This is a genomic window from Myceligenerans indicum, assembly GCF_016742955.1.
GTDB classification, from domain to species: Bacteria; Actinomycetota; Actinomycetes; order Actinomycetales; family Cellulomonadaceae; genus Myceligenerans; species Myceligenerans indicum.
On sequence record NZ_JABBYC010000004.1, the window covers coordinates 139025 to 151937 of the forward strand.

General features: G+C 72.7%; 11 protein-coding genes. 8 read left to right on the top strand and 3 right to left on the bottom strand.

Annotated elements, in window-relative coordinates:
* Nucleotides 1-114 precede the first annotated feature (114 nt).
* Nucleotides 115-918, bottom strand: a complete 804-nt coding sequence (locus HGK34_RS04780) for a maleylpyruvate isomerase family mycothiol-dependent enzyme (protein WP_201845432.1) — start codon at nt 916-918, stop codon at nt 115-117.
* Nucleotides 919-1086: 168 nt separating this feature from the next.
* Between HGK34_RS04780 and HGK34_RS04785 the strand changes: the two genes are divergently transcribed.
* Together HGK34_RS04785 and HGK34_RS04790 are read left to right on the top strand one after the other, a co-directional pair.
* Nucleotides 1087-2058 (top strand): 3-oxoacyl-[acyl-carrier-protein] synthase III C-terminal domain-containing protein, encoded by a 972-nt coding sequence (locus tag HGK34_RS04785; protein ID WP_201845433.1) that lies wholly within the window; start codon nt 1087-1089, stop codon nt 2056-2058.
* On the top strand, nt 2055-2750 hold the full coding sequence (locus HGK34_RS04790) for a hypothetical protein (protein ID WP_201845434.1): 696 nt from the start codon (nt 2055-2057) through the stop codon (nt 2748-2750). The genes HGK34_RS04785 and HGK34_RS04790 overlap by 4 nt, the downstream gene beginning before the upstream one ends.
* Nucleotides 2751-2765: 15 nt before the next feature.
* On the opposite strand, the gene HGK34_RS04795 is transcribed toward HGK34_RS04790, so the two are convergent.
* Nucleotides 2766-3977: an alpha-hydroxy-acid oxidizing protein gene (locus HGK34_RS04795; RefSeq protein WP_201845435.1), complete on the bottom strand. Its 1212-nt coding sequence runs from the start codon at nt 3975-3977 to the stop codon at nt 2766-2768.
* Complete coding sequence (locus HGK34_RS04800; RefSeq protein ID WP_201845436.1) at nt 3974-4435, bottom strand: helix-turn-helix domain-containing protein; 462 nt, start codon at nt 4433-4435, stop codon at nt 3974-3976. Before HGK34_RS04800 ends, HGK34_RS04795 begins: the two co-directional genes overlap by 4 nt.
* A gap of 337 nt (nt 4436-4772) precedes the next feature.
* Between HGK34_RS04800 and cmdF the strand changes: the two genes are divergently transcribed.
* The 6 genes from cmdF to HGK34_RS04830 are packed head-to-tail and all read left to right on the top strand — an operon-like array spanning nt 4773 to nt 12899.
* The gene (gene cmdF / locus HGK34_RS04805; RefSeq protein ID WP_201845437.1) at nt 4773-8000 is read left to right on the top strand and encodes a tyrosine 2,3-aminomutase; all 3228 of its coding nucleotides are present in this window, start codon (nt 4773-4775) and stop codon (nt 7998-8000) included.
* Nucleotides 7997-8686, top strand: a complete 690-nt coding sequence (locus HGK34_RS04810) for a DUF899 domain-containing protein (RefSeq protein ID WP_201845438.1) — start codon at nt 7997-7999, stop codon at nt 8684-8686. The genes cmdF and HGK34_RS04810 overlap by 4 nt, the downstream gene beginning before the upstream one ends.
* On the top strand, nt 8683-9267 hold the full coding sequence (locus HGK34_RS04815) for a dTDP-4-dehydrorhamnose 3,5-epimerase family protein (protein ID WP_201845439.1): 585 nt from the start codon (nt 8683-8685) through the stop codon (nt 9265-9267). Before HGK34_RS04810 ends, HGK34_RS04815 begins: the two co-directional genes overlap by 4 nt.
* Complete coding sequence (locus tag HGK34_RS04820; protein ID WP_201845440.1) at nt 9264-10397, top strand: DegT/DnrJ/EryC1/StrS family aminotransferase; 1134 nt, start codon at nt 9264-9266, stop codon at nt 10395-10397. Before HGK34_RS04815 ends, HGK34_RS04820 begins: the two co-directional genes overlap by 4 nt.
* A 31-nt stretch (nt 10398-10428) precedes the next feature.
* Nucleotides 10429-11604: an epoxide hydrolase family protein gene (locus HGK34_RS04825; RefSeq protein WP_201845441.1), complete on the top strand. Its 1176-nt coding sequence runs from the start codon at nt 10429-10431 to the stop codon at nt 11602-11604.
* Entirely contained in the window at nt 11601-12899 is a 1299-nt protein-coding gene (locus HGK34_RS04830; RefSeq protein ID WP_201845442.1) for an NDP-hexose 2,3-dehydratase family protein, read from the top strand. The genes HGK34_RS04825 and HGK34_RS04830 overlap by 4 nt, the downstream gene beginning before the upstream one ends.
* The last annotated feature ends 14 nt before the right edge of the window (nt 12900-12913 follow it).

Sequence of the window (12913 nt, forward strand, 5' to 3'; positions counted from 1 at the left end):
GGGTCCGCGTGCCTCAGGCGGGGAGCACGGTCGCGATGCTCCGGACGGGGAGCGGTGTCGACCGCCGACGCCGGGGGACGGCCCGTGCGGGGGCCGCGGGGACGGCCGTCGTGGTCACGAGCGCACCTTCTGGCCGAGCGGCTGCCGTCCGGGACCGCCGCTTCCCCGGTACGCCTGGGCGACGGACATCCAGTCGCGCACGTGGTCGTTGCCTGCCTGGAGGTCGAGGTCGGCAGGATGCCGGCGGCGCGTCACGAGCAGCGCGAGGTCCCAGGCGGAGCCGCGGACCACGTTGGCGGTGCCGGCGTCGCCGATCTCCCAGCTCTCGCCGGTCGGGCCGGTCAGCTCGAAGCGCAGGCTGGTGTCCTCGGGGATCTCCCGGCCCTGCCCGGGGTACCCGAAGGTGCGGGTGTGGTAGGCGAACTCGCAGATGCTGCGGACGTGGGGCGAGGGCTCTCGACGGCGGTCGAAGGCGTCACGGACGTCCTGCCCGTGGGCGAACGCCTCGGTGGTGCCTGCCATGCACAGCACCGCCGACGGAAGGTCGTTGACCAGCCAGGGCACGATCTGGTCGTCGGGGAGTGCGGCGAGGGCGTCGACCGTCGCCGCGGAGGTCGCCTTCCACCTGCGGATCAGCTCGTCGTTCGACAGCTCCAGCAGGGGTGCCATCGCGTGGGCCACGTTCTGCTCGAAGTCCGACGACAGCGACGCGAGCATCGCCCGGAACCCCTCGGGGTCCCGAGCCGCCTTCCCGGCGATCGTGAACACGCTCACCAGGTGGGCGACCTGGTGGCGGACCGACCATCCGGGCGCCGGGGTGGGAGTGTCCCAGTCGGCGCCCGCGACGTCGTCGATCAGGTCCGTGAAGGCGCGGACCTCCACGGACAACGCGTCTACCGACCGATGTGCAGCGTTCATCAGTGCGCTCCTTCGGTTGTTCGGGATCCCTTGGTAGCACCGGCCGGCCGTCAGATGTCGGTCGTCCCTGGCGGTGTCCTGACAGGTGAGAGAGTGCTCGGGACGTCGCGAACACCTGCCGCACGCGGGGAGAGGCTCGGGCCCGCCAGGTCCCTCTAGCGTCCCGGTATGGTCACCCTCGCCCTGCCGGCATCGACGACGGCGATCCTGGACGTCGGTGCGTACCTGCCAGCGGCCTCCGAGCCCGTCGAGGAGGTGCTGCTCAGGAACGGCGTTCCCGAGCGGGAGCGCGCGAACTACCGCACCTTCTTCGGGTTCGGCGAGGTCCGCCGGGAACCGGGCCGGCCGCTGGAGGAGCAGCTGGCGGACGCGGCGAGGCCGCTCCTGGACCGGACGACGCCGGGGAGCATCCGCTACGTCATCCATGCGCCGACGGTCCAGTTCACGGCGCCGTACCCCGAGGCGGTCACGGCCCGGGTCGCCGCCATGCTGGGGCTGGACGGGGCCGTGCCGCTCGCCCTGTCGCAGCACGCGTGCGCCTCCGCGCTGCTCGCGGTCGAGGCCGCCGGGCTGCTGCTGGAGCATGCGGGCCCCGGTGGTCAGGCGCTGGTGCTGGCCGGGGAGAAGACGTTCCGTGGTGAGGGCGAGATCATCGAGGGGTCGGCGGTGATGGGTGAGGGGACGGCAGCCGTCCTGGTCGGCCGGGGAGCCGGCGACCGGATGCTGACCACGGCGACCCGGACGCTGGGCGGCTTCCATGAGGCGCCGTTCCTGGCGGTGGAGGCCGAGCGGGCGTTCACGGTCGCCTACGTCGAGGCGCTGGCCGGCGTCATCGGTGACGCGCTGGAGGACGCCGGGCTGGCCGCCGGCGAGGTGGACCACGTGTTCGGGCACAACGTGAACCGGATGTCCTGGCTCCGGGTCCGGCGCCGGCTGGGGCTGGGCGACGTGATCCGGCTGGGCGGGCAGGCCACGCGGGGGCACTGTTTCGGCGCGGACCCGTTCATCGCCTGGCACGAGAACCGTGAGCGGCTGCGGCCCGGTGACCGGTACCTGCTCGTCGCCGCGGGCCTCGGCGCGACCCTGACGGCGGCACTCTTCGAGCACGCCGGATCCCGGCGGCCGGAGGAGGCGTCGTGAGGCTGCCGTTGCCGCTGACCGGGATCCGCGCCGACGCGGTGTTCCCCCGCCGGCAGTTCCGGGCACACACCGACCGGTTCTACTCCGCCCTGGGGGAGCGGTTCGGCCTGCCTGCACCGAGCGCGACGGGCCTGCGCACGACCTTCGCCGAGATGGTGCGGACCCTGCGTGCCCTTCCGGGCCATCCTCTGCGGTCGGAGCGCACCACGGAGCTCGTGGTGCTGGCGCACGCCGGCACCGACGCGGAGGCGTCGTGGCCGGGGCCCGTGCTCAGCGCCGTGCTGCCGGGAGCCCGCAGGGTCTTCGCCGTGACCGAGCTGGGCGCGGCAAGCGGGTTCGCAGCGCTCGAACTGGCGGGCGTCTACGCCACCGCGATGCGGTGCGACCGCGCCGTCGTCGTCCTGCTCGACCAGGACCGGCCGATCACCCGGCCGGACGACCCCACCACCTGGGCGACCCGTGCGGTCACCCTCGTGCTGGGCGGTGAGGGGCCGCCGCTGGGCCGGCTGGAGGCCTCGGTCACGCGGGAGGACGGCGCCGGGGCGGAGGCGCCGCCGGACCCTCCGGCGACCGGGGCCTGGTCGCGCCTCGCGGGCAGGCTCCCGGCCACGGAGGACGTGACCCTGACCGTTCACGACCCGGTCTCACGCTGCACGGGGCGCTGCGTGATCAGCCCCGCCCCGCGCGCGTGAGCCGGCCGCGCGACCTCACGGCGCCGGGACCACCAGATCGGGTCCCACCTGGCCGACGTCGTGGAGGCCCAGCAGCCCCAGGGTGACGTCGAGGTCCGCCAGGAGTGCCTCGAGGACGTGGCGGACGCCGGCCGCGCCGCCCACTCCCAGCCCGTGCACGTACGGGCGTCCGACCAGTACGGCCCGGGCGCCGAGCGCCAGAGCCTTGATCACGTCCGCGCCGTTGCGGATCCCGGAGTCGAACAGCAGCGGGACGTCGTCGCCGATCTCGCGCGAGACCGACACCAGGGCGTCGAGCGCCGCCACGGAGCCGTCGACCTGCCGTCCGCCGTGGTTGGACACGATGATCCCGTCGAGGCCGGTGTCCACCACGCGCCGCGCGTCCTCGGGATGCAGCACACCCTTCACCAGAAGGGGGCCGGACCACCACTCGCGCAGCCGCGCCAGGTCGTCCCAGGTCCTCCCCGCCGTGCCGAGCTCCCGGTCCCACGCCTCCACCGCCTGCCGCGGGTCCTCCTCGGGGGTGGCGGAGAGCCCGGCCCGGAAGACCGGGTCCGAGGTGAACATGGCGGTGCCGACGCCGTCGAGCATCGGGAGGAAGGACTGGTCCAGGATCGGCGGGCGCCAGCCGAGCGACATGGTGTCCACGGTCACCACCAGGACCGTGTGCCCCGTGGCCCGTGCGCGCGAGAGGAAGCTGCGGGCGATCTCGTCGCTGTTGGGCCAGTAGAGCTGGAACCACCGCGGGCCGTCCCCGGAGGCGGCCGCCACCTCCTCGATCGGCGTCGAGCTCATGGTGGAGGTCACCATGGGTACGCCGAGCTCGGCGCAGGCCCGTGCCGTCGCTCGCTCCCCGTCGGGGTGCACGATGCCCTGCACGCCGACGGGGGCGGCCAGCACGGGCGCCGGCATCCGGGTGCCGAGGAGGTCGACGGCCAGGGACCGGACGGTCGAACCGGTCAGGATCCGGGGCACGAGGCGCCACCGGTCGAGCGCCGCCCGGTTGGCGGCCTCCGTGGCCCCGGCACCGGCCGATCCGGCCACGTAGGCGGCCGCGGTCGCGCCGATGCGGGAGGCCGCCAGCTCCTCCAGGGCTCGTGGATCCGTGGGCCAGTGCCCCTCCTGCTGGGCGAAGAGCCGCCGGACGAAGCCGGCGTGCTCCTCCTCCGGCCCGGGACGGGTCCCGGACGCCGCGCCGGACCCCGCGGCCCGGCCGTCCGGTCTCATGCGGCCTCGAGCAGGGGAGCCGGCTGCTCGCCACGTGCCTGGGTCCGGTACTGCGTCGGGGAGATCCCCACGTGGAGGCGGAACCGCGAGCTGAACGTCCCGACGCTGGAGTAGCCGATGCCGACGGTGATGTCCACGACCTTCATGTCCGTCGTGCGCAGCAGGTGCTTGGCGTGTGCCATGCGCACGGCGGCGAGGTAGCGTCCGGGCGAGACACCGGTGACGTCCCGGAACAGGCGGGTGAAGTGGTACTTGCTGAACAGGGCGGCCTCCGCCATGTCGTCCACGGTGAGGGCGTCCGCGAACCGGTCGTGCATCAGTGCCTTGGCTCGTTCGACCGCCTCGACCACATGGCTGGGCTGGGCCGGGCTGAGGTGGCGCTCCCCGATGTCCAGGTCGTCGATCCTGGTCAGGAACGGGGTGTTCGGAGTGAGTGCGAGTGCCTGATCGGTCAGCATTGAAGTCCTCCGTCGTCCGGTGTGACTCGGCTGGAGTCGAGGCGTCCTGAGGCCACGAAGCTAGAGCGACCGCGCGCGTCGCCGGAACGTCCTCATGGGCGCACTTTCGGCTATGCCCTCCAAGGGCCGGACGCGCCCTGCGACTCCGTCGAGCGCCTCTGACCTGCGCGTTTGCGGTGGGGTCAGGGGAGGCTGGGCGGAGGTGTTCTCGTCATGCGCTTCCCGGGGCGTCGGCAAGCAAGGAGAAGAGGACGGCGGACCTGTACCTGAAGGATGTCGAGCGGAGGCAGCACCCACCGGTGTCGGCCTCCACGCATCCCCAGGGAGGAGGAACGCCATGCACTCGGTCCTTGCGACAGGTCACACCGCACGAGCGGGGTGCGGCCCCGACGTGCCGGCCTGCTCCCACCTCGACCTCTGGTCAGCGTTCACGGCCGTGGCCAGGGAACGTCCCGGCGCCGTCGCGGTCACCGACGCCCAGGGCTCGCACACCTACCGTGAGCTGCACGAGGCCGCGCTCGCCCGGGCCGCCGCGCTGCGGTCCCCGGTGGCGCAGGCGGGGGCGAACCCGTGCGTGGTGAGCCAGCTCGACAACGGGGCCGACCACGTCGCCCTCACCCTGGGGAGCTGGCGGGCGGGGGCGATGGTCGCGGCGCTGGGCCCGGGTGAGCCCGGCACGGCGCTCCGTGCGGAGCTGGCGCGGGTGGGTCCGGCCGTCACCGTCGTCGCCGGCAGCCCCCGTGGTCCGCACCGCGGGGACGGTGCGGTCCCTCCGGTACCGGCCGCTCTCGTGCTGGGAGCCGACGACGCCGCGGCGCCCCGCGCCGGGGACGCTCGCCCGGCCGCCGGGGACCTTGCCGCCCCGGCCTCGTTGTGCTTCACCTCTGGCACGAGCGGCGCACCCAAGACGATCGTGCACAGCCATCACGCGCTGGCGCAGCTCGCGCGCTGGATGATCGGCGAGATGCGTGTCGGTCCGGGCGACCGGGTCGCGCAGTGGGCAGCACCGGGCTATGACGCCGCGGTCGTCGAACTGCTGGTGGCGCTGCTGTCGGGTGCCACGGCGCACATCCCCGATCCCGGTACCCGGGGGGATCCCGAGGCGCTGCTGGGCTGGCTGTCCGACCGGTCGATCACCTGGTTCCAGACCGTTCCCTCCTACCTGCGCCAGCTCGTGCGCGCCGCGGGCGACGGCGAGCTCACCGGACTCGGCACGGTGGTCCTGGCCGGCGAGAGGATCCCGCCGGCGCTCGTCCCGCGCATCCGCCGCGCCGCCCCGGGCGCGGAGCTGTACAACCTGTACGGCCCGTCGGAGACCATCCTGGCCACCTGGTACCGGGTTCCCGACGGGCACGACGGCGAGGTGCCCATCGGCACCGCCATTCCCGGGCGCCGGCTCCGGCTCGCGCCTGACAGCGGCGCCGGTTCCGGCGCCGTGTCCGGCGCTGGGCCCGACGACCGGCCCGACGACCGGCCCGACGGCCGGCCCGACGCCGTCCAGCTCGCGATCGCGACGCCGTTCGCGGGAACCGACCTGACCGGCGCGCCGTGGACCTCCGACGACGGCCTGGTCCACACCGGCGACCTGGTCCGCCGGGCCGGCGGCGACCTGTACTTCGCCGGACGGGCCGACGACCAGGTCAAGGCGGCCGGCCGACGCACCGAGCTTGGCGGCATCGAGGCCGTCATCGAGGAGGCCCCCGGGGTCAGGGCGGCCTGCGTCCTTCCCGTCAGGGACGACTCCGGTCTCGTCACCCGCCTGCTCGCCTTCGTGGTCCACGACGCCGGGTCACCCACGGCGGCGGACCTTCGCGCCCGGTGCCGTGCACGCCTCGGCACCGGGCTACCTCCGATCCAGTTCGTCCGACGGGACACGTTGCCGCGTAGCCGCGGAGGAAAGGTTGACACGATGTCACTACTGCAAGGCCGGGACGCTCTCGCCTCCCCGGCAGTCACCGCGACACCCGAGGTCCGCCTGGACGGTCACTCCCTCACACCGGAGGAGGTCAGCAGGGTCGCGCACGAGGACGTCGCATGCCGTGTCCCCGCAGAGGTCACCGAGGTGCTCGAGCGCCGGCGCCGGGAGTTCGAGGACCGGATCGCGTCGGGGGAGCCGGTGTACGGCGTCACCACCGGCTACGGCGAGATGATCTACATGCACGTGGACCCGGCCCAGGAGCGCAACCTCCAGCACAACCTGGTGCGCAGCCACACCGCCGGCTGCGGCCCCCACTTCTCCGAGCCGGAGGCGCGAGCGATCATGCTCGCCCGGGCGAACGCCCTGGCCAAGGGGCATTCCGCGGTCCGGCCCGCGGTCCTGGAGCGCCTGGTGACCTACCTCGAACGGCACGTCACCCCGGCGATCCCCGAGTTCGGTTCCCTCGGCGCGAGCGGCGATCTCGCACCCTTGTCGCACGTGGCCAGCGCGCTGATCGGCGAGGGGCACGTGCTGGACGACGGCCGGGTCCGCCCCACCCGCGAGGTCCTCGTCGAGCGCGGCATCGACCCCGACTTCGACCTGCGCTACAAGGAAGGCCTCGCCCTCATCAACGGCACCTCGGCGATGACCGGCGTCGGCTCGATCCTGCTCCACCGGGCACGGACTCAGGTCTGGCACGCCGAGATCATCGCCGCCCTGGCGATCGAGGCCCTGGAGGGGTCGACCGGGGCGTTCGAGGCCCCCGGGCACGAGATCGCCCGCCCCCCCCCCGGCCAGATCGCGTCCGCCAGGACGATGCGGAACCTGCTGCACGGCAGCGGGGCCGCCGTGTCCCACGAGTCGCTGCGCCGAGAGGCGGCCGACTCGCGCGACTTCTCCGGCGGCAGCGTCAGCCGCACCGGCGTCTACCTCCAGAAGGCCTACAGCCTGCGGGCGGTCCCACAGGTCGTGGGCGCGGTCCGCGACACCCTGGCCAACGCCTACCGCACGCTGGGCATCGAGCTGAACTCGGCCAACGACAACCCTCTGGTCTTCGACGACGAGGAGATCTTCCACGGCGCCAACTTCCACGGCCAGCCGGTCGCCTTCGCCATGGACTTCACCGGGCTGTCGCTGACCCAGCTGGGCGTGCTGTCGGAGCGGCGGACCAACCGGCTCCTCAACCGCAACCTCAGCGGCCTGCCGGAATTCCTCGTCGCGGGCGACCCAGGACTGAACAGCGGCCTGGCCGGAACCCAGTACGCGGCCACCGCACTGGTGGCCGAGAACCGCACGATCGGCACCGCGAGCACCCAGAGCGTGCCCAGCAACGGCGACAACCAGGACGTGGTCAGCATGGGGCTCATCGCGGCCCGCAACTGCCGCCGGATCATGGACAACACCGACTACATCCTCGCCGTCGAGGCGATCTCCGCGGCCCAGGCGGTGGACCTCGGCGGAACCCGCGAACGCCTCGGCACCGCCGGCCGCGCCGCCTACGAGGCGATCCGCGAGCGCAGCCCCTTCATCGACCGGGACCGGGTCATGAGCGGTGACGTGGAGGCCGTGCGTGACCTGCTGCGCGGCGGTGAGCTGGCCACGGCCGTGTCCGGGGCCGGCGTCGAGCTGGAGGAGGTGGCGCCGTGATCCCGACGGTGGACCGCGAGACCTGGTGGACGGCGCGGCGGGCGTTCCTCGACGAGGAGAAGGAGTTCACCCGGGCGCGTGACCGGCTGAGCGCCCGGCGCAGGGAACTGCCGATGACGGAGGTCTCCAAGACGTACACGCTGCGGGGCCCCGAGGGCCCGGTCGGCCTGGAGGACCTCTTCGCCGGTCGGCGGCAGCTGATCGTGTACCACTTCATGGCGAAGTTCTCGCCGACCGAGTGGTGCCCGATCTGCTCCTTCTGGGTGGACAACATCGGGCACCTGGCCCACTTCCGGGCGAGGGACACCGAGATCGTCGTCGTCAGCCCGGAGGACCTGGCCGACGGTCTGGCCTACCGGGACGCCATGGGGTGGTCCCTCCCCTGGTACTCGTGCGCGGACTCCGACTTCTACGACGACCTGCATCAGGTGCTCGACGACGGCGGGGAGCCGGAGGCGCCCGGAATCAGCGCGTTCCTGCGCGACGAGGGCCGGGTCCTGTACGCCTACTCCACGTTCCGTCGCGGGAGCGACATCCTCAACGGCACGTACAACTACCTGGACATCACTCCGCTGGGCCGTCAGGAGACGGACCCGGAGGACCCGATGGGCTGGCTGCGTCCGCACGACTCCTATGACGGGGCCTGCGACACGGCCGACGAGCGGGCGTGCGGGTGCCACGCATGATCGCGCAGGAGACCTCCATCCCGGGCGCGCTGATCCTGCGGGCGACCCCCGACCCCGACTCGCGCGGGTCCAGCACGCAGCTGCTGGACACCCAGGCCTTCGAGGCGGCGGCGGGCCGGCCGATGTTCCGGATCGAGCAGCTGTTCCACGGGCGCTCGCGGGCCGGCGTGCTGCGCGGGCTGCACTTCACCAGCGGCGCGGCGGGTTCGGAGAAGATCGTGTTCTGCATGGGCGGTGAGGCGCTCGACGTCCTGGTGGACCTGCGGCCGGGCTCCCCCGCCTTCGGCAGGTACGAGACGGTCGAGCTGGTCGGTGACGGCACCACCGGGATCTACTTCCCGCCCGGTGTCGGGCACGCGTACATGGCGCTCGCCGACGACACCGTGATCTGTTATCTGCTCTCCAACCCGTACGTCCCGGAACGCGAGGTCGCCGTCGACCCGCTCGACCCGGATCTGGGGTTGCCGTGGCCGTCGCCGCCCACGGCGATGTCCGCACGGGACACGCGGGGCCTGCGCTTCCGGGACGAGGCCACGCGGAGGCTGTTCCTGCCCTACGCCGAGAAGGGAGCACGGGCATGAGTACACCGGGCGACAGCGCGAGCAGGACCATCGGCGTGTGGGGGTATCTCGCCGAGTACGAGCGTGACCGCGACGAGATCCTGGCGGCGGTGGACCGCGTGTTCTCGTCGGGGCGGCTGGTCCTCGGGGACGCGGTCCGCGGCTTCGAGGAGGAGTTCGCCGCGTACCACGGCGTCGGGCACTGCGTCGGGGTGGACAACGGGACGAACGCCATCAAGCTCGCCCTGCAGGCGGTGGGGGTGCGGCCCGGTGACGAGGTCATCACCGTGTCCAACACGGCCGCCCCGACGGCCGTGGCCATCGACGAGATCGGCGCGGTCCCGGTCTTCGCCGACGTCCGTGAGGACACCTACCTCATGGACGTCGACACGGTGGAGGACCTCATCACGCCGCGCACCAGGTGCGTGCTGCCGGTTCATCTGTACGGGCAGTGCGTCGACGTCTCGCGGCTGCGCCAGGTGACCGGGACGCTGCCGGTGGTGGAGGACTGCGCCCAGGCGCACGGGGCCACGGGGCCGGCCGGCCGGGCCGGTGCGACGGGGGAGGCGGCGGCCTTCTCCTTCTATCCCACCAAGGTGCTGGGAGCCTACGGCGACGGTGGTGCCGTGACGACGCAGGACGTCGGGACGGAGCGGACGCTGCGCCGGCTGCGCTACTACGGCATGGAGGAGCGGTACTACGTCGAGAAGACGCCCGGGCACAACGCCCGGCTCGACGAGGTCCAGGCGGAGATCCTGAGGGTGAAGCTGCGCCGGCTGGACGAGGACATCGCGGCGCGGCGCCGGATCGCCCAGCGGTACCACGAGGGGCTCGGCGACACGGGCCTGACCCTGCCCGCGGTCGGGCCCGGCAACGAGCACGTCTACTACCTGTTCGTGGCGCGGCACCCGCGGCGGGACCACCTGCTGAAGCTTCTGGCCGACCAGGGGATACGCCTGAACGTGAGCTATCCGTGGCCGATCCACACCATGCGTGGTTTCGGCAAGCTCGGCTACCGCGCCGGCGACCTGCCCGTGACCGAGCGGCTGGCCGACGAGGTCTTCTCCCTGCCCATGTACGCGACGCTCACCCGCGATGACCAGGACCGCACGATCGCCGCGGTGCGTGACGCGCTCGCTGTCATCGCCTGACCCGTCCGGACCACACCACACGGAGGCACCCATGAAGCCGTACGAGATCACCGTGCCCGAGGAAGACCTGACCGGCCTGCGCGACCGGATCCGCGCCACCCGCTGGCCGCGGGAGGGGGCCCACGTGGCCCCGGGCAGGGGCGTGGACCTCACGCTCCTGCGGGACATGGCCCGCTACTGGGCGGAGGACTACGACTGGCGGGCCACCGAGCGGCGGCTGAACGCGCTGCCCAACCACGTGGAGGAGATCCAGGGCGCTCAGATCCACTTCCAGCACGTGCGGTCACCGCATCCGGATGCCACGCCGCTGCTGCTCACCCACGGCTGGCCCGGGTCGGTGGCCGAGTTCGAACGGCTCGTCCCCCACCTGACCGATCCGGCCGCCCACGGCGGCGACCCGGGCGACGCCTTCCACGTCGTCGTTCCCAGCCTGCCCGGCTTCGGCTTCTCGACGACGGGTGACAGCGGCGGCTGGGACGTGCCGAAGATCGCCACGGCATGGTCGGAGCTCATGAGCCGGCTCGGCTACGAGCAGTACGTGGCGCACGGCGGCGACGCCGGGTCGCCGATCACGCAGGTGCTCGCGATGATCGCGCCGGAGCGCGTGCTGGGGATCCACCTGACGATGCTGATGACGTTCCCGACCGCGGACGAGGACCTGGGCGGGTTCGACCGTCTCGACCGGGAGAGGCTGGCCGCGCTCGAGGAGTTCAGCACCCGGCGCAGCGCCTACATGCAGGTGATGGCCACCCGGCCGCTGACCCTGTCCTACGGCCTGTCCGACTCGCCCGTGGGCCTGCTGGCCTGGCTGCTGGAGCGGTACCTGGAGTGGACCGATCCCGCATCGATCGAGAGCGGGGCGCTCTCGTGGGACGACATCCTCACGGTGGCGTCGGTGTACTGGTTCACGAACACCGCCGCGACGTCCGCCAACTTCTACTACGAGGGCGCCCCCGCGATGCGTGAGCTGACCAGCGGGAACGTCCCGGGCCCGCACCCGGCGCGAGCCGCGGTGTCCGTGTTCCCGCACGACATCATGCTGCCCATCCCGGCGCTCGCCTCCCGGTACCTCGGCAACATCGTGCAGTGGCGCGACCACGAGCACGGGGGCCACTTCCCGGCGCTCGAGTGCCCGCAGGCCCTCGCGGCGGACCTGCGGAGCTTCGCCCGTGACCTGCGGAAGGCGCCGCAGCTGGCGGCATCGTGAGTGTCGCAGGCTCACCGGTCGCCGCTCGGGGCCGGCAGGCCCCGGCGAGCGTCCTGACCTGGCTGGCGCAGTACCGCGCCGATCACGGCCTGCAGATCCGGCGCACCCTGCTCGACGGGATGCCGGGCTGGCACTTCGACGACCTGGGCAACCTCGTGCACCAGACCGGCCGCTTCTTCTCGGTACGGGGCCTGGAGACGATCGACGTGGACAGCCGGCAGGTGATCGACGGCGGCCCGATCCTCCTGCAGCGCGACGTCGGCGTGCTGGGCATCATCACCCGGCGCATCGGCGGGGTGATGCACTACCTGATGCAGGCCAAGATCGAACCGGGCAACCCCGGCCAGGTCCAGGTCTCGCCGACGGTGCAGGCGACGCGCAGCAACTACGACCGGGCCCACGGGGGAGGGGCGACCGCCTACCTGGACTGGTTCCTTCCCGCTCCCAGCGGCCAGGTGCTGGCCGACTCCCTGCAGGGGGAGCACAGCGCGGTGTTCTTCCACAAGCACAACCGGAACATGCTGGTGTCCGTCGACCAGGACGTCCCGGAGTCCGAGAGCCACCGGTGGCTGACCCGGACCGAGCTGCGTGACTGCATGTGGCAGGACCACGTGCTGAACATGGACAGCCGGTGCGTGCTCGCCCACCTGCCCACCCTCCCGGTGGGGCCGTCCCGGCACACCGACGCGGAGGTGCAGTCGTGGCTGACCAGTCTGCGCGCCACGGACCTGGCCGAGGCCCGGCTCGTGGGCCTGGACCAGGTGCCGTACCGCGGCGACCGGGGCGTCATCCGCACGTCGGCCGACTTCCGGGTGGTCGGGGTGCAGGTCTCCGGCGGCAACCGGGAGGTGGTGGGCTGGTCGCAGCCTCTGGTCGAGTACACCTCGACCCGGGAGGAGATCCTCCTCGTCGCGGAGCACCAGGGTGAGCCGCACCTGCTCATCCAGGCGCGGCACGAGGCGGGGTCGCGGGCGGGCTTCGAGGCCTACCCCTCCGTGACCCACGTCGGCCGGGACTCGCCGCTGTCCCAGGAGCTGCAGGAGCTCGCCCTGTCGTCGCAGGCCGAGATCGTCTACAGCACCCTGCACTCCGAGGAGGGGGGCAGGTTCCTGGGCGCGACCTCCCGGTACACGATCGCGCGGGTACCGGACGAGGTGATGGGACGACCGCTGCCGGCCGGCTACATGTGGGTCACCCCCGCGCAGGCGCAGATGCTCACCATGGGGAGCTACACCGTCTCGGTCCAGATGCGCACCATGCTGGCGGTCCTCACCACCGGGTGCGTGGTCCTGTGACGAGGTGCCCCTGC

Coding starts and splice junctions, on each gene's coding strand:
- HGK34_RS04780 (WP_201845432.1), bottom strand. CDS start 918: ATGAACGCTGCACATCGGTCGGTAGACGCGTTGTCCGTGGAGGTCCGC.
- HGK34_RS04785 (WP_201845433.1), top strand. CDS start 1,087: ATGGTCACCCTCGCCCTGCCGGCATCGACGACGGCGATCCTGGACGTC.
- HGK34_RS04795 (WP_201845435.1), bottom strand. CDS start 3,977: ATGAGACCGGACGGCCGGGCCGCGGGGTCCGGCGCGGCGTCCGGGACC.
- HGK34_RS04800 (WP_201845436.1), bottom strand. CDS start 4,435: ATGCTGACCGATCAGGCACTCGCACTCACTCCGAACACCCCGTTCCTG.
- cmdF (WP_201845437.1), top strand. CDS start 4,773: ATGCACTCGGTCCTTGCGACAGGTCACACCGCACGAGCGGGGTGCGGC.
- HGK34_RS04815 (WP_201845439.1), top strand. CDS start 8,683: ATGATCGCGCAGGAGACCTCCATCCCGGGCGCGCTGATCCTGCGGGCG.
- HGK34_RS04820 (WP_201845440.1), top strand. CDS start 9,264: ATGAGTACACCGGGCGACAGCGCGAGCAGGACCATCGGCGTGTGGGGG.
- HGK34_RS04825 (WP_201845441.1), top strand. CDS start 10,429: ATGAAGCCGTACGAGATCACCGTGCCCGAGGAAGACCTGACCGGCCTG.